At 67.7% G+C, this 24,088-nt stretch carries 21 protein-coding genes; 8 read left to right on the top strand and 13 right to left on the bottom strand.

Annotation, left to right across the window (positions count from 1 at the left end; all coding sequences use genetic code 11):
• The first annotated feature begins 45 nt into the window (after positions 1–45).
• Together K6V06_RS03145 and K6V06_RS03140 are read left to right on the top strand one after the other, a co-directional pair.
• The gene (locus tag K6V06_RS03145; protein ID WP_222240125.1) at positions 46–1,065 is read left to right on the top strand and encodes a DUF1338 domain-containing protein; all 1,020 of its coding nucleotides are present in this window, start codon (positions 46–48) and stop codon (positions 1,063–1,065) included.
• Between the two features lie 230 nt (positions 1,066–1,295).
• Complete coding sequence (locus tag K6V06_RS03140) at positions 1,296–1,775, top strand: HU family DNA-binding protein (RefSeq protein WP_222240124.1); 480 nt, start codon at positions 1,296–1,298, stop codon at positions 1,773–1,775.
• Positions 1,776–1,918: 143 nt separating this feature from the next.
• Here the strand turns inward: K6V06_RS03140 and K6V06_RS03135 are convergent, their stop codons facing one another.
• The 7 genes from K6V06_RS03135 to K6V06_RS03105 all read right to left on the bottom strand — a co-directional run bounded on the left by K6V06_RS03135 (position 1,919) and on the right by K6V06_RS03105 (position 10,494).
• Positions 1,919–2,881 carry a LysR family transcriptional regulator gene (locus tag K6V06_RS03135; RefSeq protein WP_222240123.1) on the bottom strand — a complete coding sequence of 321 codons (963 nt, stop codon included), beginning with the start codon at positions 2,879–2,881 and terminating at the stop codon, positions 1,919–1,921.
• A 91-nt stretch (positions 2,882–2,972) separates the two neighbouring features.
• The gene (locus K6V06_RS03130; protein WP_255581555.1) at positions 2,973–5,315 is read right to left on the bottom strand and encodes a xanthine dehydrogenase family protein molybdopterin-binding subunit; all 2,343 of its coding nucleotides are present in this window, start codon (positions 5,313–5,315) and stop codon (positions 2,973–2,975) included.
• Positions 5,312–6,310 carry a xanthine dehydrogenase family protein subunit M gene (locus K6V06_RS03125; RefSeq protein ID WP_222240122.1) on the bottom strand — a complete coding sequence of 333 codons (999 nt, stop codon included), beginning with the start codon at positions 6,308–6,310 and terminating at the stop codon, positions 5,312–5,314. The genes K6V06_RS03130 and K6V06_RS03125 overlap by 4 nt, the downstream gene beginning before the upstream one ends.
• Positions 6,311–6,313: 3 nt before the next feature.
• Positions 6,314–6,964 carry a (2Fe-2S)-binding protein gene (locus K6V06_RS03120; RefSeq protein WP_222240121.1) on the bottom strand — a complete coding sequence of 217 codons (651 nt, stop codon included), beginning with the start codon at positions 6,962–6,964 and terminating at the stop codon, positions 6,314–6,316.
• Positions 6,961–7,446, bottom strand: a complete 486-nt coding sequence (locus tag K6V06_RS03115; protein WP_222240120.1) for a DoxX family protein — start codon at positions 7,444–7,446, stop codon at positions 6,961–6,963. Before K6V06_RS03115 ends, K6V06_RS03120 begins: the two co-directional genes overlap by 4 nt.
• A 171-nt stretch (positions 7,447–7,617) precedes the next feature.
• Positions 7,618–7,986 (bottom strand): 5-carboxymethyl-2-hydroxymuconate Delta-isomerase, encoded by a 369-nt coding sequence (locus K6V06_RS03110; RefSeq protein WP_222240119.1) that lies wholly within the window; start codon positions 7,984–7,986, stop codon positions 7,618–7,620.
• A 141-nt stretch (positions 7,987–8,127) separates the two neighbouring features.
• Complete coding sequence (locus tag K6V06_RS03105) at positions 8,128–10,494, bottom strand: hypothetical protein (RefSeq protein ID WP_222240118.1); 2,367 nt, start codon at positions 10,492–10,494, stop codon at positions 8,128–8,130.
• Between the two features lie 217 nt (positions 10,495–10,711).
• Between K6V06_RS03105 and K6V06_RS03100 the strand changes: the two genes are divergently transcribed.
• Positions 10,712–11,566: a fumarylacetoacetate hydrolase family protein gene (locus tag K6V06_RS03100; protein ID WP_222240117.1), complete on the top strand. Its 855-nt coding sequence runs from the start codon at positions 10,712–10,714 to the stop codon at positions 11,564–11,566.
• 22 nt (positions 11,567–11,588) lie between these two features.
• Here K6V06_RS03100 and K6V06_RS03095 read toward each other — a convergent pair whose 3' ends face one another.
• The 5 genes from K6V06_RS03095 to K6V06_RS03075 form a co-directional block, all read right to left on the bottom strand.
• The gene (locus K6V06_RS03095; protein ID WP_222240116.1) at positions 11,589–12,482 is read right to left on the bottom strand and encodes a transglutaminase family protein; all 894 of its coding nucleotides are present in this window, start codon (positions 12,480–12,482) and stop codon (positions 11,589–11,591) included.
• Positions 12,479–13,642 (bottom strand): putative zinc-binding metallopeptidase, encoded by a 1,164-nt coding sequence (locus tag K6V06_RS03090; protein WP_222240115.1) that lies wholly within the window; start codon positions 13,640–13,642, stop codon positions 12,479–12,481. Before K6V06_RS03090 ends, K6V06_RS03095 begins: the two co-directional genes overlap by 4 nt.
• 161 nt (positions 13,643–13,803) lie before the next feature.
• Positions 13,804–14,646 carry an IclR family transcriptional regulator gene (locus K6V06_RS03085; RefSeq protein ID WP_222240114.1) on the bottom strand — a complete coding sequence of 281 codons (843 nt, stop codon included), beginning with the start codon at positions 14,644–14,646 and terminating at the stop codon, positions 13,804–13,806.
• 8 nt (positions 14,647–14,654) lie between these two features.
• Positions 14,655–16,241 carry a class I adenylate-forming enzyme family protein gene (locus tag K6V06_RS03080; RefSeq protein WP_222240113.1) on the bottom strand — a complete coding sequence of 529 codons (1,587 nt, stop codon included), beginning with the start codon at positions 16,239–16,241 and terminating at the stop codon, positions 14,655–14,657.
• Positions 16,242–16,397: 156 nt separating this feature from the next.
• On the bottom strand, positions 16,398–18,017 hold the full coding sequence (locus K6V06_RS03075) for a methyl-accepting chemotaxis protein (RefSeq protein ID WP_222240112.1): 1,620 nt from the start codon (positions 18,015–18,017) through the stop codon (positions 16,398–16,400).
• A 164-nt stretch (positions 18,018–18,181) separates the two neighbouring features.
• On the opposite strand from K6V06_RS03075, the gene K6V06_RS03070 reads away from it, so the two are divergent.
• The 5 genes from K6V06_RS03070 to K6V06_RS03050 all read left to right on the top strand — a co-directional run bounded on the left by K6V06_RS03070 (position 18,182) and on the right by K6V06_RS03050 (position 23,478).
• Positions 18,182–19,993 (top strand): phosphodiesterase, encoded by a 1,812-nt coding sequence (locus K6V06_RS03070; RefSeq protein WP_222240111.1) that lies wholly within the window; start codon positions 18,182–18,184, stop codon positions 19,991–19,993.
• 257 nt (positions 19,994–20,250) lie between these two features.
• Positions 20,251–21,687: a cardiolipin synthase gene (gene cls, locus K6V06_RS03065; protein ID WP_222240110.1), complete on the top strand. Its 1,437-nt coding sequence runs from the start codon at positions 20,251–20,253 to the stop codon at positions 21,685–21,687.
• A gap of 242 nt (positions 21,688–21,929) precedes the next feature.
• Positions 21,930–22,526 (top strand): GTP cyclohydrolase II, encoded by a 597-nt coding sequence (gene ribA / locus K6V06_RS03060; protein ID WP_222240109.1) that lies wholly within the window; start codon positions 21,930–21,932, stop codon positions 22,524–22,526.
• Between the two features lie 238 nt (positions 22,527–22,764).
• On the top strand, positions 22,765–23,217 hold the full coding sequence (locus K6V06_RS03055) for a PA2169 family four-helix-bundle protein (protein ID WP_222240108.1): 453 nt from the start codon (positions 22,765–22,767) through the stop codon (positions 23,215–23,217).
• A 96-nt stretch (positions 23,218–23,313) separates the two neighbouring features.
• Entirely contained in the window at positions 23,314–23,478 is a 165-nt protein-coding gene (locus K6V06_RS03050) for a hypothetical protein (RefSeq protein ID WP_222240107.1), read from the top strand.
• Positions 23,479–23,583: 105 nt separating this feature from the next.
• On the opposite strand, the gene K6V06_RS03045 is transcribed toward K6V06_RS03050, so the two are convergent.
• Positions 23,584–24,003: a hypothetical protein gene (locus tag K6V06_RS03045; protein ID WP_222240106.1), complete on the bottom strand. Its 420-nt coding sequence runs from the start codon at positions 24,001–24,003 to the stop codon at positions 23,584–23,586.
• Positions 24,004–24,088 lie beyond the last annotated feature (85 nt).

Raw genomic sequence — 24,088 nt, 5'->3', positions numbered from 1 at the left:
GCGCCAAGCCAATCCAGAGAGCCCTACCAAGGAAGTATCATCGCGATGAACCAAACCAATCTGAAGCGCATGCTGGATGTCGCATGCGGCGAAGCACAGTCTGCCGAGTTGATGCAATTGATGAATGTTTCGCCGGCGCTGCTGCGGGCGGACGCGCAACGGGTCAGCCGCGCGGAGATCGCGCAGGCGCTCAACATGGTGCTGTTCGCCGGCATCCTGGAGCGCGTGCCGACCGGCATGGCGTACACCCGCGACGTGATCGAAGCCGGCGGCAAGGTCGTGTTCGACCACGGCGCGCTACGCACGGTGAAGTGGGAGAGCGGTGCGCTGCCGGCCGGCGAAATCGCCTTCACCCGCATCCTGGTTCCGCTGGGCTACCAGCTCAATGGTCAGTATCCGCTGGACCGCATCGGCATGACCGGCCGCTCGTATGCCCATGTCGACCTGCCCGACGATATTGCCCAGTACTTCGTCAGCGAACTGCACCCGGAGCGCTTCAGCGCGGCATTCCAGCAGGCCGTCACCCGCGTGCTCGCCAGCTCGGTCGATCCGCTGAGCGAAGACGCGGTCGCCCTGCTTGCGCAGGTGGAGCGCGAGGGCCATCTGTCGCTGGACGACGCCACCAGGCTGGTGCCGCAACTGGTCGCCTGCTTCGAGCGCCAGCATGGCCCGGTCGCGCTCGCCGACTACGAGCTGCTGCTGAAGGAGTCGGCCGAGATGGCGTGGATCGCCACCGAGGGCAATGCGTTCAACCACGCGACCGACCGCGTGCCCGACGTCCATGCCCTGGCACAGGCGCAGCGCGAGCTTGGCCGCCCCATCAAGGATGCCGTCGAGGTGTCCCGCTCGGGCCGGGTGCTGCAGACCGCGTTCAAGGCCGATCCGGTCGAGCGCGAGTTCGTCGACGCCAGCGGAGTGACCGTGCGCCGCACCGTGCCGGGCTCGTTCTACGAGTTCATCACGCGCGACGTCATGCCCGCGGGCGAAGGCGTCAAGTCGGGCCTGGACCTGTCGTTCGATGCCGGCAATGCACAGGGCATCTTCAAGATGACGGCTGCCTGCTGAAGGCTGCGGGCCGCATTGCCGGCCCGCCGTTCCTGCGCCGATCGTGGACCGGCGACGCGGCGGCGCGACACTCTGCACGGTTTTGTCCGGGGTTTACGCGGGTTTTCTGCGCGCGACTGACGAAAACCCCTGCAAATAAGCCACTTTCCGCTATGATTCGTTGGCCGCCGCGATCGACGCGCTGTAGCGCGCGCTCGCGGCGTCGTATCGTTCAACTCTTTCCGACGAATATGGCGACCAAAGCGAAACCGACCGCGAAGACCGCAACCAAGACTGCTGCCAAGAAGGCTCCTGCCACCAAGGCTCCGGCCAGGAAGGCCGCCGCCACCAAGGCTCCGGCCAAGACTCCCGTGAAGGCCGCTGCGAAGAAGACTGCTGCGACCGCGGTGACGCCGCGCCCGCTGAAGGACACCTTCAACAAGTCCAGCCTGGTCGCGCATCTGGTCGCTGAAACGCAACTGGACCCGAAGGCTGTCAAGACGGTGCTGCTGCATCTGGAGAACACCATCGTCAGCGCGCTGCACAAGAAGGGCGCCGGCGAGTTCACCATGCCTGGCCTGCTGAAGATCTCCGCCCAGCAAGTGCCGGCGAAGAAGAAGCGTTTCGGCAAGGATCCGTTCACCGGCGAAGAGCGCTGGTTCCCGGCCAAGCCGGCCAGCGTCAAGGTCAAGGTCCGTCCGCTGAAGAAGCTGAAGGACGCCGCCCTGTAAGGACGCCGGTCGCCACGGCTGCCTGGTGCAGCGGTGGCAATGGCCGAAACGAGCAGTGCAGAGGGAGCCCGCGCGGCTCCCTTTTCTTTTTTCCGGACGGAGCAAGCCGTCATGGCGTTGTCCTGGACGGCGCCGGATGCCGGCTATTGCCGTGCCGGTTCCCCAGGCGAGGAGCGGGCTGCCAGGTTTGCCGCCACGGGGGTGCGGCCGGCCGGCGGTTGCCACGACCGTACGAAGTCGATGAAGGCCCGCAGGACCGGCGCCACGTGCCGCCGGCTGGAGAAGTAGAGCGAGGGCCCGGGCAAGGGCGCCGCCCAGTCGTCGAACAGCCGGACCAGACGACCCGACTCGACGTGCGGCTGCACGTAATCCTCGAACATCCACGCAAAGCCGACGCCATCGATGGCCGCCTGCAGGCCGACCAGCGGATCGTTGACCACCAGCGAACCGCTGGGCACGATCGTCAGTTCTTCCTCGCCTCGGCAGAAGGACCAGTGATAGAGATTGCCGCGCGGAAAGCGGTGCGCGATCAGGTTGTGGTCGCGCAGCGCGTGCGGTGTCGCCGGCGTGCCCACGCGCGCCAGCAACGCGGGCGCGGCCACGACCGCCCGCCGGCGCGGCAGCGGCAGGGGCACCGCCACCATGTCCTGCGCCAGGTCGTCGCCATAGCGCACGCCGGCATCGAAGCCCTGCTCGATGACGTCGACCATCGCGTTGTCGCTGGTGATTTCGAGCTGGACTTCCGGGTGGGCACGCAGGAAGTCGGCGATCAGCGGCGCCAGCAGCAGATGGGCGACCGGAAGCGGCGCGTTGATGCGCAGACGGCCGGCCGGCCGGCCCCGCATGGCCCCCAGCTCCTGCAGGGTCCGCTGGATGTCCGAGAAGGCCGGTTGAATACCGGACAGCAGCATCTGCCCGGCCTCGGTCACCGTCACGCTGCGCGTGGTCCGGTGCAGCAGCTGCACGCCCAGGGTGTCTTCCAGGCGCCGGACGGTCTGGCTCAGCAGGGACGGCGACACGCCGCGCTCCAGGGCCGCCTGGCGAAAGCTGCGATGACGGGCAACGGCGGCGAACGCTTCGAGATCGCTGAGGGCGATGGGGGACATGGGGCAGGCGCGAAGGGAAGTGGCGATGCGTGGGCAATGGTAGCAGTCCCGGGCATGCATCGTTTCCTCTCCGGCTCCCCCTTCGGAGGGGTCAGGTCGTCGGCGTCCCCCCGACCGGCGACAGCGCGTGCCGCACTTCCTCGATGCGAATTGGCAGGCTGGTGAAGCGATGGCCGGTGGCGTGATACAGGGCGTTGGCGATCGCCGCCGCGGCGCCAACGGTAACCACCTCGCCCAGCCCCTTGACGCCCGCCGCATTGAGCAGGGGATCGGCTTCGTCGATAAAGTCGACCTCCAGCTCGCCGATGTCCGCGTGGACGGGAACCAGGTACTCGGCGATATCCGCGTTCAGGAAGCCGCCGAAGCGCGGGTCGACCTCGCTCTGTTCGGCGAGTGCGGCGCCGATGCCCCAGACCAGTCCACCGAGCGCCTGGCTGCGGGCAGTGCGCCTGCTGACCACGCGGCCGCAGTCGAATACGCCCAGCGCGCGGGCGACGCGCACCTGGCCAGTCCTCGCATTGACATGCACCTCGGCGAACTGCGCCGCATAGGACATCGCGACGAAGCCGGCGTACTCCGGTCCCTGCGCCGCAGCCAGGCCCTGCATCGCCCGTTGCATCGCCTCGGCGGGCTGTCCCGGCGCCTGCCATCGCGCTTCGCGCTCGATAGATTGCTGGCGGGCGTCGTAGAGCAGGTCGCGGATCGGCACGGTGGCCCCGCCGGCGCTGCGCAAGGCGGCGCCGTCCAGCTGGATGGCGGACGGCGGTACGCGATGCAGGGGTGAACTGGGCGTGGTGCGTGCCAGCTCGAACAACGCCGCACGCACGGCCAGGGCCGCCTGCTGCACGGCCGGCACCGCCGTGGCCGTCCCCCACGAGCCTGCCGTCAGGTGCTGAGGCGGAGCACTGGTGTCGCCAACCGTCAGGCGAACGCGCGAAGCATCGACACCGAGCACCTCGGCGATGGTCACCGCAATGGCGGTGCGCGCGCCCTGGCCCATCTCGTGCACGCCAACCGCGGCGTCCACGGTGCCATCGGCATGCAGGCGCACCCGGGCCATCGCCGGGGCGGTGGCGGCCTTGTAGGCGCCAGCGGCGACGCCGAAGCCGACCAGGCTGCCGTCCGCCGCGCGCATCGAGCCAGGACGCAGGCTGCGCTGGCTCCAGCCGAAGCGCTGCGCGCCGCGCCGCAGGCAGTCGGATAACCGGCGCGACGAGAACGGTTTGCCGGTCAGCGGATCGCGCGGTGTATCGTTGAGCAGACGCAGCGCGACGGGATCGATGGCCAGTCGGGTGGCCAGTTCGTCCACTGCGCTTTCCAGCGCGAAGGAAGCCGCCAGTTCGTAGGGCGCGCGCATGAAACCCGGCGTCTGCGTGTCGAGCCTGACCAGCCGTTCGTGGCCTCGAAAATGCGCCAGGTCGTACATGCGCGCGGTGATGTCGGTGCCCAGCGCCGGCATCAGGTCGAAGCGCGACGTCTGCGAGCGGCTCTCGTGGATGGCTGCCACCATGCGGCCGTCGCGGTTGCCACCAAGCCGGATGCGGTGCAAGGATGCCGGGCGGAAGCTGGCGTTGTGATACGCCTGCGCGCGCGGCAGCACCAGCTTGACAGGTCGTCCGAGGCGGCGGGCTGCGGCGGCGGCAAGCGTGGTGTGCGGCATCAGCGAGTTCTTCTGGCCGAAGCCGCCGCCGATGGACGGGGAGAGAACCCGTACCCGTTCAGCGGCCAAGCCAAACTGCCGTGCCAGCCCATGCCGCACGGCGTCCGCCGCCTGCGTCGATTCATGGACGGTGAGCTCGCCGCCGGTCCACTCCGCCACGGTCGCCAGCAGTTCCATCGGGTTCTGATGCTGCGCCGGCACGCGGTATTCGCGCTCCACCACGACGTCCACGCCGGCGAGGGCCCGGTCGGCATCGCCGAAGGCCTTGTCGGCAGTGAAGGGCAGCGGGATGGCGCTGGACTGGTCCACGGTCTGCGCAAGCGCGGCATCCATGTTGACCGCGAACGGTTCGGCGAGCGCATCCACACGAATATCGGCGGCGGCCTGCGCCGCCGCTTCGGCAGATTCGGCCACCACCAGTGCGACGATTTCCCCCCGGTAGGCCACGCGCCGGGATTGCAGGGGCGGGCGGCTCTGGAAGGCGTGGCCGCCGGCGAGCACGAAGCCGACCGGCTGCAGCCGGTCCATATTGTCGTGGGTCAGGATCAGCAGCACACCGGGTACCCGCGCCGCCGTCGCGGTGTCGATCCGACGGATCACTCCCTTGCCGATCGTCGCGGTGACCACGCAGGCATGCGTCAGTCGGGGCGGCGTGTGGTCGGCCGCGTACCGCAGGCGGCCGGTCACCTTGTCGTGGGCGTCGACGCGAGGCGCGTCCGCGCCAATGCGGCGGTCTGTCCCGGGCTTGGCAGCGGAAATCGGGTTCATGGTCATGATGTGGTCCGGTTGCGCGCCACCATCAGGGCCTCGACGACGGTATCGATGCCAAGCCGCACCTTGTAGCCGTTATGGCTGCCAACGGTTGCACCGGCAAACGCAGCCTCGGCCGCCGCCCTGGCCGACGCTTCCTCCAGCCGCCGATCCCTGAGCCATCGCTCGGCCTCGCGCGCCCGCCAGGGACGAGTGGCAACGCCGCCCAGCGCGATGCGTACGTCGGCCACCCGGCCATCGTGCAGGCGCAACGCCACCGCGGCCGAAGCGAGGGCAAACGAGAACGATGCGCGGTCCCGCACCTTCAGATAGGCCGACGCCCCGACCGGCGCATCGGCGGGAACCCGGATGCGGACGATCAGTTCGCCGGGGGCCAGCACGGTTTCCACATGGGCGGCCTTGCCCGGCGAGCGGTGCAGGTCGGCAAGCCGGATCGAGCGCCTGCCCAACGGGCCATGCAGGTCGATCCAGGCGTCCAGCGCCGCCAGCGCAATGGCCAGGTCTCCTGGATACACCGCGCGGCAGGCCTCGCTCACGCCGAGCACGGCATGTCCCCGGTCCAGCCCTCCCCGTGCACTGCAGCCTGTGCCCGGTTCGCGCTTGTTGCATGGAAACTCGGGGCTGCGGAAGTAGGCGCAGCGAGTGCGCTGCAGCAGATTGCCGCCCAGGGTCGCCATATTGCGCAATTGCGCGGACGCTGCCAGCGCCAACGACTCGGCCAGCACCGGGTAGCGCGAGCGAACCTCGGGATGGTCCGCGACCGCGTGCATCCTTGCCATCGCGCCCAGGTGCAACTCGCCCTCGCGGGAGACGGCGATGCCGTCCAGGCCGGGAATGGCGCTGACGTCGATCAGGGACGCCGGCGCGACGGCGCCGGCGCGCATCAGGTCCACCAGCGTGGTTCCCCCGGCGAGATAGCAGCTGTGCGGTGCGCCGGCCCGCCACGCCTCGATTGCCTGGGCCACGGAGGCCGCGCGCTGGTAACGAAAGGGCTGCATCGGTCAACCTCCTGTCGCGGGCACATCGTTGGCGACATCGCTCGCACTGCGGCGGGCGACATCCCGGATCGCGGCGACGATGTTGGCATAGGCGCCGCACCTGCAGAGGTTTCCGCTCATCGCCTCGCGGATTGCGGCATCGCTGCCGGCGTGCCCCTCCCGGATGCAGCCGATGCCGGAGAGGATCTGCCCGGGGGTGCAGTAGCCGCATTGCAGCGCGTCGCGGTCGATGAAGGCTTGCTGCAAGGGATGCAACGCACCTGGATGCCGCGCCAGCCCCTCGATGGTGGTGATCTGCCGGCCCTGGGCCTGAACGGCCAGCGTCAGGCAGGACAGCACCCGCCGGCCATCGAGCAGCACGGTACAGGCGCCGCACTGGCCGTGGTTGCAGCCCTTCTTGGTACCGGTCAGGCCGAGATGATCGCGTAGCGCGTCGAGCAGGCTGGTGCGGCTGTCCAGCGCCAGCATGACCGGTTGACCGTTCACTTCGAGCGTCACGGCCGCGCTGTGTTCCAGGTGCGGGGCGTTGCCGGGTGCCGTCCGTTCGGAGACATCGCCCGCGGCCACGGTCGCCGCGCCGGCAATGGCGCCGGCGGAAACCGATCCCGCCGCCGCAATACCGGACTTGAGGAAGGTGCGCCGGCTTTCCCTCACGACTGCACTCCTGCCGCCTTGCCGGTCAGCCGCGCATCGAGCGAGAGCGGCCCGCTGCCGCGCGCGCAAAGCAGGAAGGCAACGCCGAGCAGCACGAGCGGGTACTCCATGCCGCGGTCGATCCAGGCGAAGTGAGCCCGGTGGATGAAGCAGATTGCCGCCATCTGCACGGTCATCAGCGCGGCGACCGGGCGCGTCGCCAGTCCGACGACGAGCATCGCGCCACCGACGGCTTCCAGACCCGCGACGAGCCAGGCGAGTTGCGCAGCGAAGGGAAGGTGCAATACCGTTTCGATCAGCCTGGTGGCGCCGGCCATCGGATCGGACATCGAACCGTGCGGCATGCCGAGCAGCTTGGGTACGCCGTGCGTCATCATGACGGCGCCGAAGATGGCGCGAAGCGCCAGATAGGCCAATGGCTCCAGCGCCATGATCGGCGCGGCCACCCGGCCCCGGAAGCGGAGCAGCGACGGTGCATTCATGCTCTTCCCTCACACGTGATACCGAGGGCAGCCGGACCGGAGGTGGCCGGCGACTCGATGCAAGGATGCTACGAGCGTCGCTGTCGGTGAAAAAGGGTGGCTGGCTTCATGCCCTGTTCAGCCACCCTGAACAATGGCTGCGGGCGATCCGCAGCGCCCAATGTTGACCGACTATCGGGAGACGATCTTCTTGGCGAAGGTGGCGCGCTCCATTTCCAGCACTTCGACCGTGACCTGTACCTGGCTGCCCTCGCCGCCGGGCCTGACTGCCTCGGCGAGAACCTCCGACACCGCTTCGCCAAGCGCCTTTCGTGTGGCGAGGTCGCGGCCGTCGAGGATGGACAGGCGCGCATGGACGAACGCGCGCTCGACGGCCTCGACGCCTTGCCGATAAATGTCCAGCTTGATGCAACGGGACTTGATGTCCGGTTCGTTGAACTGCCCGGAGGCGAGCAGGGTGGCGTTGGCCTGCTCGAGCAGTTCCTCCGCCGAGCAGGCGAGGCGAACGTTTTCGGTAAACTCGATGACGAGGTGGGGCAAGGCTGTCTCCTGGAGGGGCGGCTGTCATGCAGAGGCTCTGCACGGCGGGCCGGATGGGGATCGGCTGCCATGAAGCTGGCGAGCCGAAATGATAATGCCTTGCTGCCCTTGACTACCGTCGTCCGGAGCCAGCCCCTGCGCTTAGAGGACATGCAGCCTGACGGGGAAACCGATGTGGTCCGGGCGGCTGCCGTGAATGCTGTCCAGCGAGTGAAAGCGCTGTGCAAACAGCCTTCGATAGGTCCGCACCGCGCTTTCCCGTTTGCCGCGGACGTCGTACTTTGGCTTGTCGCGGTCCTGGCGGACAAATTCTGAGGCCACCTTGTCCAGTTCTGCTTTCAAGTGCCGCCGCTTGTTGATCGCCTCGGCGAGTTTCGTTGCAATGTGTGTACTGCGTTCGATGCTGGACGCCTTGCCGGCGGTGCTGAAGAACTGCCAGAAGGTCAGCAGGAAGCGAGCGCGCTGGTCCGCGCTCAGCCGGTACAGCCATGGCTTTGCATCGGGCCCTGCGACTGCTGCCCAGGCTTTCTCCACCCTGGCAGCGATTGCCTCGGCGTTCGCCGGCGGACCCGCGATGGCCGTCGGCGTGACCGCGGGGAAAGCCTGCTGCAAGCCGCTCATCGTCTCCTCCGGCAGCCGGCCGTGCAGCAGATGGAACGCGACGACGCGGGCCGCGAAGTCGATGATGTCAACGTTCGCATCGGCGCCGATCCCCGCCAATGTCTGGCGAACCCGGGCGCGGCCTTCTTGCTCGATACGCAGGTGCAGGTCCAGCGACTGCTGCAGTCGGACCAGTCCCTGGACGTCGCAGTCGGCCTGCAGCCCGGCCAGGCGATTCTCGATGTCTTCGCAGTGCCCGTGGACGCAGTACGCGACGGACGGATCCGCCAGCGTCGGGGCGGAGTTCATGCGATGCGCAAGCTTGCCGTCATAGGCCAGGTTGTCCAGCCCGACGTTGTTGCACATTGCCTGTAATGGCGAGACTGGCTTGAAGCGCTGCGTCTGGTTGGCGTAAAGGTCGTCCAGCGTCTGCTTGTTCGTTGCCACACTGTTTTCGAACCAGCGATTGATGTCGGCTACCCGTACGGCCAGCGTGGCGGAATGGCGAGCCCCAGCCATCGCCTCGACTCCCCGCAACACATCCTGGTTGGCAAACGCATGGGAATAGAAGACCGTGCCATCATGGCTGAGCGCGCATACCTTCAGCCTTGGAAGCCAGATCTCCCGCACGAGCTGGTTGAACTGGTCCCTGTCCTCCGGATGCGCATTGAGGTACTCGATCGTGCGGGAAAGGCTCTGCATGGTCTCCCGATTGCCGGGACGCCTGCAGTAGTCCTCGTTCGACGGCCGCGTGGCATTGGACTGGCAAGCGGCGAGGAACTCGGCATCGTGGTTGCCGAAGATGCAGTCGAAATCCAGCGTATTTTGCGCCATTACCTGCAGGATGGCCAGCATGAACAGGTCGGAATGCATGCGGTCCGCGAACACATCGCCCAGAAGCACGAGCTTGCGCTTCTCCGTGCCGGCGACCGGCTTCACGGCGTCGCAGAGCAACCGGGCGAAGCCTTGCCAATTCTCGTCCGGGTTCAGACCTTCGAGCGAGTTCAGCTGCGCACACGCCTGGTCCCACTTCTGTCCGTCCTCGATACGCAGAAAGCCGGCGTGGACCAGCGTATGAAGAAGCAGCAGGCCGTTGCCATGCAGGTCGCCGATGGCGACTTCGCGCTTCGATACCAGCTGCGGCTCCGGGACGGGGCGTTGATCCAGCCGGCAGTCCAGTTCGACCAGTCGGCTCGCTGCGAGCTTCACGGCGGGATGCCCTTGGCCGTGGAGCCCGGGCGCCAGCATGCGGACTCGCTTCAGCCCCAGTTGCCGGACTGCGTCATCCGTCTGCTTTGCGGTCAGCCGCCGGTCCAACAGGAAGCGATAGACATCGGAGGTCAGCAACTCGCGCATGGTGGTTCTGGCGACGGGGGCGGCATCCGGATCGGTGACGGACAACACCGCTACCTGGCCTTCGATGTCGTGCAGGCGCGCGCTGACCGTACTGTGCAGTGCGTTGACCAGCGCTTCCACGCCGCTGGACCGCCCACCAGGCCCTTGCTCACTGCTGCACGCCGCCTTTTCCAAACACTGCAACCAGGCCGGCTCCTCGGGCCTCTGGAGCAAGGCACAGCGGAAATCGGAAATTTCCTTTGCCGACAACCGATAGCGGGGCGCGACCTCCTTGCCGACCAGCGCAAGCAACCGCTTGAGCAGCCGCTGGAACGTACCCATGGTTGCCCAGTCCAGCCGCTCCAGCGTGACGGACTCCCTCCGGTCGCCGTTCTCCCGGCGGATAATGAAGGCGACCGGTACGTTCCTGACCCGGTAGACGTCATCGGGCCGGACCGACGTGGCCGACCTGAGAGCCGTGGTTTCCCCCGGCGGCGTCAATGCGTAACCTTTTCCGAACGCCGTGACGGCGTCCAGAAGAGCCTGCGTACTGGAGAAATTGGAGATATTCATGGTGATGCCCTTGTCCAATGCCTCGCCGGCGCGGCGAGGACATGCAAGGGCGGCAGCTTGCCTGCTGGTCAATCAGAACGCTTCCGGATTTGCACGCAGCCGTTCGGGAACGGGCCGCGAAATGGAGCCGGGCGGGTGGCGCCGTATTTGCGCTTTGAGGCAATATACGTCCGGCATGCGATACCGGAGGGGATGAAATCGAAAGAGGAAATCGGACATGAAACTGCTGCGCTATGGCCCTCCCGGAGCGGAACGCCCCGGCATGCTGGATGCCGAGGGAAAACTGCGCGATCTGTCGGCGCTGGTCGGCGAGATCGAGCCTCGACTGCTGGCGCCGGAGAGCCTGTCGGCGCTGGCGGCGATCGACCCCGGCCGGCTGCCCGAAGTCGGTGGACAGCCGCGGCTTGGGGTACCCGTGTCAGGCATCGGCAAGTTCATCGCGGTCGGGCTGAACTACTCCGATCACGCCGCCGAGGCCGGCATGCCGATTCCCGCCGAACCGATCCTGTTCAGCAAGGCGATTACCTGCATCTGCGGCGCCAATGACGAGGTGGTGCTGCCGGCCGGCTCCGTGAAGAGCGACTGGGAGGTCGAGCTGGGCGTCGTAATCGGACGCCGTGCCAAGAACGTGCCGGAAGCGGACGCACTGGCACATGTGGCGGGCTATTGCGTGGTCAACGATGTCTCCGAGCGGGAGTTCCAGCTGGAACGCAGCGGCGGGCAATGGGACAAGGGCAAGGGCTTCGACACCTTCGGCCCCATCGGGCCATGGCTGGTCACGGCCGACGAGGTGCCCGACCCGCAGGCGCTGGAGATGTGGCTGGAGGTCAATGGCGAGCGCTTGCAGAGCGGCAATACGCGGACGATGATCTTCGGCGTCGCGCACCTCGTCAGCTACATCAGCCGCTGCATGACGCTGATGCCCGGGGATGTGATCGCCACCGGCACGCCGCCGGGGGTCGGCATGGGATGTCGGCCGCAACGCTTCCTCAAACCGGGGGACACCATGCGGCTCGGGATCGCCGGCCTGGGTGAGCAACGTCAGCGCGTGGTCGCCGGTACTCCCGGTTGAGGGCCGGGGGCTTGTGCGGCCGCTATGCGCAGCCGCTATCGGTGGACACCCCCAGCGCCGTCTGACGAGGCATCGCAAAGCCGGCCGCCGGATCGTCGACGGCCACCGCACGGATGATTGGCCGCAGCAGCGGCGTCACCGTGCCGAAGATGGTGGCGAACGCGACATCGGCGGCGTCGCGGCCAGTGCCGATGCGAACGAAGCCCATCGGAATTCCGGTCCCGGACGGATCGAAGATGTACCAGCCGTCCCCTACGTACGCTTCCACATAGGCGTGGAAATCGGAGGGGCCCAGAGCCGGGTTGGCGCCATAGTCGGTACCGGTGGTGAATCGTGCCGGGACATTGACGGCGCGGCAGAGCGCAATCATCAGATGGGCGAAGTCGCGGCAGACGCCGGCCTGTCCAACCAGTGTCTGCACGGCCGAGGTGGTCGCATCGGATGTGTTGGAGATGTAGGCGATCTGTCCTTGCACCCAATCCCGGATCGCCTGCACGCGCACGTAGCCCTGCGGCATTTGGCCGAACTGCTTCATCGCCAGGCGCAGCAGCCGATCCGATTCGCAGTAGCGGCTGGGGTAGATGTAGCCCAGCGCACCGAGCGGCAGCATGTGGATGGGCACCTGGGCAAGTTGCGCCGGCTCGGCCCGGTGATGGTGCAGGTCGACGGTGGCGCGATAGGACACCCGCAACTCGCCCGGCATTCCTCGCAGCCGCATATAGCGATTGCCGGTGTGCGGGTCCGTCTCGACGCTGGCCTCGATGGGCTGGTTCAGGATCAGCCGCTCGTCGGAAACCGCCTGGCGCGGGGTGCGCGCCGGGTGGATATTGAAGATGAAGTCGGCACCCGGGGGCTCGACGGCATAGGCGAGATCGACCTCCAGCTGCACTCGAACCGTGGCGGGGTCCTCGGTCATGCGGTCTCCTCCGCAGGGAGCGCGGGGCGTGGCAGTCGGGACACCGCGCAATGTATGAAGTGCAGCTTGGCGACGGCGGCCCGCGGCAGTACGAACGGATAGAAGTCGTGCTGGCCCATCGCGCGCGACATTTCGTTCATGATGCCGGTGATCAGGATCCACCGGTGCAGCATCTCGAGAAAGGCCGGGCCATTGGGCGCATCGGCACGCCAGAGGTCCGCCGCAACGAAGGGTTCCGGCTCGTCGTCCATCTGCATCGGTTCGATGCCGTAGCTTTCCGCGGTGTCGAGGGTGTCGCGCAGATGCAGGTAATGTGACCAGGTCTCTGCCCAGTCCTCCCAGGGATGAATGCTGGCGTAGGCACTGACGAAGCGGCGCCGCCAATCCGCTGGCGGACCCTGATCGTAATTCAGCTTCAGGGCCGCCGCGTAATCCTGGCGCTCGTCGCCGAACACTTCACGGCAGGCCGGCAGCCATTCGGTGCCGTCGATCAGCCGGCTCCAGTAATAGTGACCCACTTCATGACGGAAATGCCCCAGCAGGGTCCGGTAGGGTTCGCCCATCAGCACGCGTGTCCGTTCCCGGATGGCGTCGTCGGCTTCCTCGAGGTTGATCGTGATGATCCCGTTGGCGTGCCCGGTCAGCACCCGGGGTTCGCCCGGCTGGCTGCGCAGGAAATCATAGGCAAGGCCGCGTTCGGGATCCTCCGACACCTTCGATGCGACCGGCAGACCGAGCCCGATCAGTTGCGAAACCACGCGCCGCTTGGCGCGTTCCATCTTCAGCCACAGCTCGGCGTTGCGGCTGTCGCCGAGATAGGGAATGGTGCGGTTCAGCCGGCAGGCCTTGCACAGCGTGGAGCCGGGCCTGCAGTCGTCGGGTTCCAGCATCCAGTTGCAGGCCGCCGCCATGGTGAAGTTGCCGCAGCGGCGGTACACCGGACCGTTCGGTTCTTCGCCGGCGACGCGCCAGGTGTCCGGCTCCTCGGCCGGCCGTAGCGGATACAGCATGCAGCGGGACGGCACGTAGCCCAGCGGTGTCTGGCAGGCGAGGCAGCGGCTATTGCCGAAGAACACCCGGCGCCCGCACACGCATTGGTAAGCGCGAGGCGTCGAGACGCTTTCGGCGGGGCGAACCGAGAGGAGAAGTGGGTCTGTCACGCGTTGCACGCCATGGGGGGGCATGGGCGAACTGGAAAGGCTGCAGCAACCCATGCGTATCGGTTGTCACGCTCTCTATCGTGCGCCCGATCCGAACGGGCGACTGTCCGCCGATGCCCTACAGCAGAAACAGTCCTGGCAGCGGCGTGGTGCCCGGGACCTCAGACCCCCAGTTCCCGCTCGATCGTCGCGATGCTCTCGATCAGTGCCGGTCGAACGTTGTCCAGCAGATGCGCCGGCGGTACCACCGCGTTGGGCCCGCTGCAGCTCAGGGTCATCGGCGGCAGGTTCTTTCCGGGCAGGAAGGCCGCGGCAATCGAGTTGATATGAGGAAGCCACTCGCCGAACGAGGTAGTGCACTGCAGCTGCCGCACCTCGCTGGCGCTGCGCGCAAGGATCTGGTCGGCATCGCGTGGCGAGACGCCGTCGGCGGCGCGGAAGGCGGCCAGCGCCTGGCGCTGCTCGGCAGCGGGCAGCGCGTGCAGATAGGCACGGCCGGCCGCGGTGCTCAGGCCCGAGATGCGCGTGCCGACGCCGACCCGCAGGGTCAGATACGACTCCGACTGCCAGTTCTCGAAGATCAGCATGCGGTCGCGGTCGCGCAGGATCAGCGAGGCGACGCCTTGCGACAACTCGGCGAGCCGCAGCATGTGGGGCCGGACCACCGCCAGCACCTCGGCGCCTTCGCGCGCGGCGGGAGCCAGCGTCAGGGCCGAGCTGCCGAGCCGGTATTTGCCCGCTTCCGCTTCCAGCCGCAGGTAGCCCAGTTCCGTCAGCGTATGGGTGAGGCGAGATACGGTCGACTTGGGCAGGCCGCAGCGCTGCGCAAGTTCGGCATTGCCCAGCGCAACCTCGAAACTGCGGAAGCAGGCCAGCACGTCGAGTCCGCGGGAAAGGGCGGTGACGAAGTGCCGATCGTCCTTCGGGCCGCGCGGCCTGCTGTCGTGTTCGGGCGCGAGGGCGGCGCCAGTGTCCTCGTCCGGCGCGCGAGCGGGCTGCGGCATGGTGCGACTCAGATCGTGCCGCTGGCCAGCATCTCGCGCAACCGCGCCTTCAGGATCTTGCCCGACGGTGCGGCCGGCAGCTGCGGCACCACGCGGATTTCCGCCGGGATCTTGTACGGCGACAGCCGCTCGCGCAGAAAAGTCTTCAACTCGGCGGGGTCGAAGTCCGCGCCGGCGCGCACCTCGACGAAGGCAATCACTTCCTCGTTGCCATCGGTTGCCCGGCCTACCACCGCCGACTGCACCACCGCCGGGTGGGCGTTGATCGACTGCTCGACTTCCTCCGGGTACACGTTGAAGCCGGAGTGAATGATGATCTCCTTGGAGCGGCCGACGATGGAGATGGCGCCGTCGTCGTCGATGCGCGCCAGGTCGCCGGTATGCAGCCAGCCTTCGGCGTCGATGGCCTGCTCGGTCAGGTCGGGCCGGCGGTAATAGCCCTTCATCACGTTGGGGCCGCGCACCAGCAACTCGCCACTGCCATCGGGCAGCGGGTTGCCCAGCCGCACTTCCACGCCGGGAACGGCCGGCCCCACCGAACAGTCGGTGCGGGGCGAATCGACGCGCGTCTGCGAGACGGTCGGCGAGGTCTCCGTCATGCCATAGCCGTTATGCAGCGTGATGCCGAAGGTCTCCTCGAAGGCGGCCTTCAGGGTCGGCGTCAGCGGCGCGCCGCCCGATTGCGCCATGCGCAGTGCCGGCGTGCGCAGCGAGCCGGGCTGCGTGCGGCCCCATTCGATCAGCTTGGCGTACATGGCGGGAACGCCATGCAGGACGGTCAGGTTTTCCTCCTGCAGCGCCCGGGCCAGGCGCTCCGGCCGGAAGCGCGGTTCGTAGTAGACCGTCGCGCCATTGCTCAGCGGCCCGACCAGCAGCACCGACAGTCCATAGACGTGCGAGATCGGCAGCACGCCGTAGACGCGGTCGCCTTGCTGGACGCGGCCCTGGATGCGGTTCGACACGCCGATGAACATCAGGTTGGCGTGGGTCAGCATCACGCCCTTCGAGGCACCGGTGGTGCCCGTGGTGTAGATCACTGCCGCGACCTGCTCGCCCGGTTCGGCGTGCACGGGCTCGGGTTGCGTGGTCTCGTCGAGCGCCCCGACCAGCAGCCGGCCTACCCATGGCCATTCCGCCCACTGCGCGCCGCGCGCCAGCCCGTGGTCGCGCGCCTCGGAGTAGGCGTTGTCGATATAGAGCGCCACCCGGGCGCCGGCATGCTCGACGATATTGGCGATTTCGCGTGCGGACAGCCGTGCGTTGACCGGAATGGCCCAGGCATCGAGCGCGCTGAGCGCGAGAATCAGCACGGCCGAGCCGACGCTGTTCTCCGTGACGAGAACGACCCGGTCGCCGCCTCGCACACCGAGCCCCGCAAGCGTCGCGGCGGTGCGCTGGACGGCTTCGCCGAGTTCGCCATAGCGGATCGCGCGGTCGGCGTCCATCAGTGCGACGACATCGGGCTGACTGGTCACCCAGGGCTGGATGGTCTGGTGCAGACGTGCGGCGGGGGGAACGAAGGCGGGCGAGGCGGCGCCGGTTGCCGGCGGCGCGATGGAACCAGGTGCGGGCGTTGCGCCGGCAGTGCTGCTCATCGGAGTCTCCATGGAAAGCGCCGGCGTGATTCCGCCGGTTGGTTTTCCGCGATGGTTGCACTGTTTGCTGGTCGCGTCAACTGCATGGCGGAATCGGTGTTCTGCAATGCAGAACACCGATTCCCTTACGGTCGCTGGAGGCGGACCGACGGCTCGTCAATACCGGAAGCGGCCGACGTCCGCCGCCAGTTCCGCTGCCTGCCGGTCCAGCGATTCCGCCTGCGCGGCGACCGTGGTAACCAGTTCCGCATTCTGCTGGCTGGTGGCGTCCAATCCCTCCAGCGCGGTGTCGACCCGGGCGATGCCCGCGGCCTGCTGCTGGGCGAGCGCATTGAGCTGCTCGGCCAGCGCATGGCTTTGTCCGACCGCGTGGTGGATGGCCGCCATCGCCTGCTCGACGCTGATGCTCAGCCGTGCGCCGGCGCCGATCTCCTCCGTGGTCTGCCGCAGCAGGCCGCCGATTTCTCCCGCGGATTGCCGACTGCGTTCGGCCAGCGCCCGCACCTCGTGTGCAACCACGCTGAAGCCGCGCCCGGCGGGGCCAGCGCGGGCGGCCTCGACGGCCGCGTTCAGGGCGAGCAGATTGGTCTGGAAGGCGATGCTCTCGAGCATCGTCACCACTTCCGAGATCGATCGGGAGTGCGCCTGCACGTTGTCCATGGACGCGCGCATCTGCCGGACGACGTCCGCGCCCCGCGTGCTCGCCACCCGGGTCTGCTCCACCATGGCACTGGACTCGCCCGCGCCCCGGTGCACCTGCTCGATCAGGCCGCGCAGCTCGTCGATGCTGGCCGATGCCTGATCGACCGCCGCCAGCTGCCGCTCGGTGCGCTCGGCCAGGTCGCGGTTGGCGGCAGCAATGCCTTCCGTGTCATGGTGGATCTGGCGCGCCGAGGCGTCGATGCTCGACAGCAGGGCGGCCAGACCGTCCCGCATGCCCGCCAGGTCGTGCAGCAGGCTGCCTTCCCGGCCGGGGCGCACGCGGATCGTTTCCGTCAGGTCGCCCTCTGCGATACGCCGCGCCGCGTCCGCGGCTTCGCTCGGTTCGCCACCGAGCTCCCGCAACAGCGCGCGGGCGGCAAGTGCGGCCAGCAGCGCCGCGGCGAGCAGGCTGGCGAGCAGCATGCCGGCGGTCAGCCACTGCGCGCGATGCTGTCGCCCGGCGACCGCGGCTACCGTGGCGGCGGCCTGCTGGCCCAGTCCATCGCGGGCCGTCTCCACCAGGGTTGCGAGTGCGCCGAGCCGCTCGGCGAGGAAGTGAGCCTCGATGGAAACGGCGCTGTCGAACTGCAATTGGTCGAGCGGCTGTTTCTGCACCAGCGCGACGTAGCCGTCCAGCGCGTGGCGGACCTTGTCACGCTCGTCCGCCAGCTTCGGGGCCAGCTCTGGCGCGGCCTGGCCGACCTGTTCGAGTGTCGCGTCCAGCGCCGCCTGCGCCTGCCCGATGGTGCCGGCGGCCGTGTCGCGCTCCGCCGTGCTGGTCGCCATCGTCAGCGCGAGCTGGCCATGTGCGACCCGCGCCAGTTCGGCACGGGCCTGCTCGGCCGCAACCGCGCCGCGCATGTCCCGCTGATACAGCGTGTCCGTCATCTCCTTGACGGACACGAGGTTGACGATACCGGTGATGCCGGCGGTGGCGCCGGTGACGTACACCAGCACGAAGGCGATGCCCATGCGCGCGACCAGCGGCAACCGGCGTAACGATGCGACGAAGGCGCCCAGGCGCGGGGAACGCGTGCGGGGGCGGGGGAGGGAGAGGGTGAACGCACGTAGCATGCTTCCTGGCTTCCTGAGTTCAGCATGGTTGGATGGCTATCCTCGCCCATCCGAATGACTTCTATGTGACTTAGATGAGACTTCAATGGATTTTGTGATGCGTCATGTGACTGTCACAAAAGGGGGACAAGCTCAGGCCGCTTGCCTCACTCTGCACCTGTCCTATGTCCGTCGCCGCCCCTGCCTCCGCCGTTGCGGTCTTTGAACGCCTGCCGCCCCTTCATACCGTGTTCCAGCCGATCGTGGTCTTCGAATCGGCTGAGCTGCTGGGGTACGAAGCGCTATTGCGCGGCCCGCAGGGAACGGATCTGGCCTCGCCCGATGCGCTGTTCCGGCTGGCCCGCAACGTCGAGGAGACGGTTGGCCTGGAGATCCGCGCCGCGCGCCTGGCACTGACCCGCTTTGCCGAGCTGATGCTGCCGGGTCTGTTGTTCATCAACTTCAGCGCCTCCTCGTTGCGGCATCTGCTCGCCGATGGCGGGCGAGCCATGGGGGAGCTGCTGCGCGACACCGTGCCGGCTTCGCGCGTCGTGCTCGAACTGACCGAACAGGTACGGGTGGGCGATCCCACCGCGCTGGCGCGCGCACTGCGGCTGCTGCACGAGCAGGGCCTGCGCTACGCGCTGGACGACTTTGGCAGCGGCCACGCCAACCTCGATCTGCTGATCGCGCTGCAGCCGCAGTTCCTCAAGCTGGACAAGTCGCTGGTTCGCGGCGTGGCCGAATGCTCGCGCACGCTCGAAGTGATGCGCAGCCTGCTGGATCTGGGCGGCACGCTGGGCGCCAGCGTGATCGCCGAGGGCATCGAGACGGCGGACGAGCTGGCCGTGCTGCGCGACCTCGGCGTGCCGTTCGGACAGGGCTTCCATCTGGGGCGGCCGTTGGCCGAGCCGGCCCGGGCGATCGGCGAGGACATCGCCAATGCCCTGGGGTCGGCGCAGATCGCGGTGTTTCCGCAGGCCGTGCGGTCGAACTGGTCCGGTTCTGACGCCGGCAGGCTGCTGCGCGAGGCACCCACGGTGGCGCCGAACCAGTCCAACAACGAGGTGCTGTCGCTATTCCATGCCCAGGCCGAGCTGCATGCGCTGGCGGTGGTCGATGACCACGGCGTGCCGGTCGGGCTGATCGGCCGGCAGCGCTTCATCGATCGTTATGCGGCCCCGTACCACCGGGAGCTGTTCGGCCGCAAGCCCTGCATCCTGCTGGCCAATCGCCAGCCGGTGTGTTTCGAGCGCAATGCGACCATCGAAACCATGGCACAGGTGCTGGCGCAGGGCAGCCAGCAGGACCTCGCCGATGGCTTCGTCATCACCGAAGGCGGCGCCTATGTCGGCCTGGCCACGGGCGCCGATCTGATCCGGGCGGTGACGGAGATCCGCATGGAGGCGGCACGCTATGCCAATCCACTGACCCTGCTGCCCGGCAATATCCCGCTGAACCGGCATATCGAGCGCCTGCTCGACGCCGGCGCGCCGTTCTGCGCCTGCTATGCCGACCTGAATCACTTCAAGCCGTTCAACGACGTGTATGGGTACTGGAAAGGCGACGAAATGATCAAGGGCGCGGCGGCCATCCTCGCCGACGTCTGCGACCCGGCTCGCGACTTTCTCGGTCATGTGGGCGGGGACGACTTTCTGCTGCTGTTCCAGAGCCCGGACTGGGCGGCCCGTGCCCGTTCGGCCATCGCCCGCTTCAACGAGGCGGCTCGCGCCCTCTACGATGCGTCCGACCGGGCGGCGGGCGGCATCCACGGAGAGGACCGGCACGGCCGCACCACCTTTTTCCCGCTGGTCACCCTGGCGATCGGCTCCGTCCGGGTCGCCGGCAACCTGCCGCAGACGCTGGAGGGCAGGGTGGGCAGCAGCGATATCGCCACGGCGGCGGCCGCGGCCAAGCGGGAGGCGAAGAAGAGCGCCGACGGCTTCGCCCTGGTCGAGCTGACGCGCGGGCGGGTCGCCCTGATCGGCGAGGTGTAGGCGACGGCCGGGGGCTGCGCTCACCCTCGGCCGAGGTGAGACAGGTTATCCACAATTTGTGTGGATAACGCGGGGCCGGGGCGGCGCGAGCCTGCGCTGCGGCGTTTTCGCATCGGCGTGCACAAAAAAGTGGCAACTCCCCTGGCGCAGGTCGCTGTGCGGTCCTCGCCGCTCGGGCTGCCGACGTGCAGCCCGCTTCACCGGGTGCGGAGGCCATGCCACAATGTCGGTCAAGGCGTTCACCCGGTTCCGTACGGATGGTCGAGTTCTCCACTGCCAGCGTTGTCGCGACCCTCGTCCTGTGCTCCCATGTCGTCGGCGCGCTGGCGGCGATGCACGCCGTCATGACGGTGCGTACCGCGCCGGGGGCGATAGCCTGGGCCGGCTCGCTGCTGCTGATCCCGTACGTCGCGCTGGTGCCTTACCTGGTGTTCGGCAGCAGCAACCTGGTGGGTTATGTCAATGCCCGCCGCTTCTACCGCGCGCAGATGCGCGAATTGCGCGATGGGATGGAGCCCCCGCGCGACCAGGAAGCCTCGATCGTCAGGACACCGTCCCAGCCCGGGATGCTTGCACTGTCCCGGCTGACCGGCCTGGCCTGCCTGTCCGGCAACCACGTCGACCTGCTGGTCAACGGAACCCAGACGTTCGACGCCGTCCTCGGGGCGATTGCGCGGGCCAGGCGGGTGGTGCTGGTGCAGTTCTTCATCGTCCATGACGATGAACTGGGCCGGCGCCTGGCGGCCGCCTTGTGCGAACGGGCCGCGGCCGGGGTGCGCGTCTATTTCCTCTATGACAGCATCGGCTGCCACGCCTTGCCGCGCCACTATGTGCGGCGCCTGGCCGACGCCGGTGTCGCCGTCAGTGCCTTTGCCCCGCATCGCGGCTTCGTCAACCGGTTCCAGCTCAACTTCCGCAATCACCGCAAGCTGGTCGTGGTCGATGGCGAACTGGCGTTCCTTGGCGGTCACAACGTGGGCAACGAATACCTGGGTTTGCGCCCCCCGCTGGCGCCCTGGCGGGACACCCACGTTGCCGTGCGGGGTCCGGCGGTGCTGGATTTGCAGATGACCTTCGCCGAGGACTGGTACTGGGCGGAGCGGCAGGTGCCGACGCTGCTGCTGCCGCCGTCCGCGCCGGCCGGGCAGATGGTCTGCCAGGTGGTGCCGACGGGGCCGGCCGACTCCCAGGAAACGTGTTCGCTGTTCTTCGTCGAGGCAATCCAGTGGGCGAAAAAGCGGCTCTGGATCACCTCGCCCTACTTCGTGCCGGACGAGGCGGTGTTCGCGGTGCTGCGCCTGGCGGTGTTGCGGGGTGTGGATGTGCGGATCCTGCTGCCGGATCGCGCCGATCACCGGGTGGTGTTCGCCGCGTCGACGCTGTATGCGCACCAGGCCACCGCGGCCGGCATCCGTATCTACCGCTACCGGCCGGGCTTCCTGCACCAGAAGGTCATGCTGATCGACGACGAACTGGCGGCGGTCGGCACGGCAAATCTGGACAACCGTTCGTTCCGGCTCAATTTCGAGCTGATGCTGTTGACCGCCGACCGCAAGTTCGCCTCCCAGGTCGAGGGCATGCTGCTGGCCGATTTTGCCCAGGCGCGCGAGATCGGCACGGACGAGTTTCTCGACGCGCCGGCCTGGCGGCGTATGGCGATGCACGTGGCCAAGCTGTTCGCGCCGATCCTGTAGGCCGCCGCGGCGGGGGGGCGGGCGCGTCCTCCGGGCATGGCAGGCCCCTGTCACTTTTACAAGGCATGTGCTGGGGCTACACGCGATCGCGTTCGATGCGGTCGACCGGAGGGTGTCGGCAATTCGCGGTATCCTTGGCGGTGGTGCGCGTTCGCACGCGCAAGGACTGACGTACCGGACCGTCCCGTCCGCCTGCTGCATGGGCTTCCCGCAGCGGCGGTGGCGACGGCCGGCCAAACAATATGAACGATACCGAAATCACGCTGATTGGCGCGGCCAGGCTTCCGACCAAGTTCGGCGAATTTACCGCGCACGCCTTCCGTGGCGTGACCAGCGGCACGGAACACCTTGCCCTGACGATGGGTGAAGTCAAGGGCGAGGGTGTGCTGACCCGCCTGCATTCGGAATGCCTGACCGGCGACGTGTTCGGTTCGTGCCGATGCGACTGTGGCGAGCAACTGGCCCTGGCGCTGGAGCGCATCGCCGAGGAAGGGCAGGGCATCCTGCTCTACCTGCGCGGCCACGAGGGGCGCGGCATCGGGCTGGGGCACAAGATTCGCGCCTACGGCCTGCAGGACGGCGGGCTGGATACGGTGGACGCCAACCTGGCGCTGGGCCAGGCCATCGATGCCCGCAGCTATGCCTTCGCCGCCGACCTGCTGCGGCAATGGGGCGTGCAATCGATCCGGCTGATGAGCAATAACCCGCGCAAGCGGCAGCAACTGGAGGAAGCCGGTATCGTCGTGCAGGAACAGGTGCGCCATATCGTCCCGTCCAACGCCGAGAACGAGAAATACCTGGCGACCAAGCGGGTTCGCCTGGGCCATCTGCTCGACTGAAAACCGCTCCCGCGCGCGTTTCCCGCGCCCGCCGCGGCCCAGCTGGCACCGTTTTCGGAATCTCTTCTATTCTTGCTGAAAGGCTCTGTAGGCCGATGGCCGACAGGGACTTGCGAGGGCGCCTTACAGTCCCGTCAAGGCGCTTCTCTTATCGTGATCACAAGGGGCCGCTGCCTTGCGCGGCGCGCCGTTTCGATACCCATGCCGCGCTTGCGGCATCACGAGATGAGGAACCGCCATGGCAGACAAGAATATTTCCGTGCTGAACGATCTGATCGAAGTGTCGCGTGACGGCGAGCAGGGTTTTCTGAAGTCCGCCGAGGACGCCACCAACCCGGAACTGAAGGAGCTGTTCACCAAGCGCGCCGCCGAGATCAATACGGCGATCCGCGAGCTGCAGTCGCAGGTGATCGCGCTGGGCGGCCGTCCGGAGGAAGACGGCAGCGTCGCCGGTGCGCTGCACCGCGGCTGGGTCAGCCTGCGCAGCGCGGTGGCCGATCGCACCGATACCGCCATCCTGGAAGAGTGCGAGCGCGGCGAGGACGTGGCCAAGAAGAAGTATGCGGATGCACTGCAGAACGATGACCTGAGCTTCGAAGTGCGTGCCCTGGTTGAGCGCCAGTATCAGGGCGTGCTGCGCAATCACGACCTGGTCAAGGATCTGCGCAATCGCTATCGCGCCAATTCGTGATCGGTGCCGGCACTGCCGGGATGGCGGTGCCGGCTCCTTGCCCCCTCGGGGCAGGACGAAACCCGGGACCGCACTGGCGGCCCGAAGGAGAGGAGCATGACGCAGCAACGCAGGCCTTCCGACGAACAGAACAAGCCGGGCACCGGCGAGGACAAGGGCGAGCGCACTCTGGACGAGGCACTCGAGGAGACCTTCCCCGCCAGCGACCCGATTTCGATCGATCCCGAGGCGGTCGAGAACGAACGTCCACCGGGTAACTGATCGCCTTGCGAGGAAGGGCACGTCCCTGGTGGACGATGCCGCATGACGGGCGCCTTCGGGCGCCCGTTGTCTTGCCAGGACAGCAATCGATGCGGGCGGCGGCCGCTACAGCTGCCGCAGCTGGGCGATGACGGACATCAGCTGCCCGTGCGCGACGGTCACGGCCGGTTCGTCCTGCAGTGCGCCCTGGTAGCGCTGGCGAAAGAGCGGATCGCCACGCTGGCTGAAGAGCCGTTCCGCGGCGGAAGCCACGGCGCGGCAGGTGTCGTCGTGGTGCTCGGGTCCATCGAGTTCTTCGTCGATCTCGACGATCAGCCGTGACAGCGGGTCGAGCCAGCGGAAGTAGCGGTCCTCGGTGACGATCTGCACGAACTGCCCTGCCGGGATGCGGCCATGCAGCCGCTCGTACTCTGCGCGGTCGTACTGGATGATCTCCTTGTGGGATTTCAGCAGGGCCGCGCGCAGCGCGCGCAACCCGGCACGGCGGGACTCCTGTGTCGCCAGGTATTGTTCCGTCGTCGGCATCCGTACTCTCCGGTCTTGTTGGGCCTGTGCGGATCCGCCGGGCAGGGCGGGGCGTTAGCCAGTATATGTAGACGCGGGCTCGCGG

The organism is Cupriavidus sp. AU9028 (genome assembly GCF_019795295.1).
Classification (GTDB): domain Bacteria; phylum Pseudomonadota; class Gammaproteobacteria; order Burkholderiales; family Burkholderiaceae; genus Cupriavidus.
Note: the sequence above shows the minus strand (reverse complement) of the source record. Positions and strands in the feature narration are given on the sequence as shown.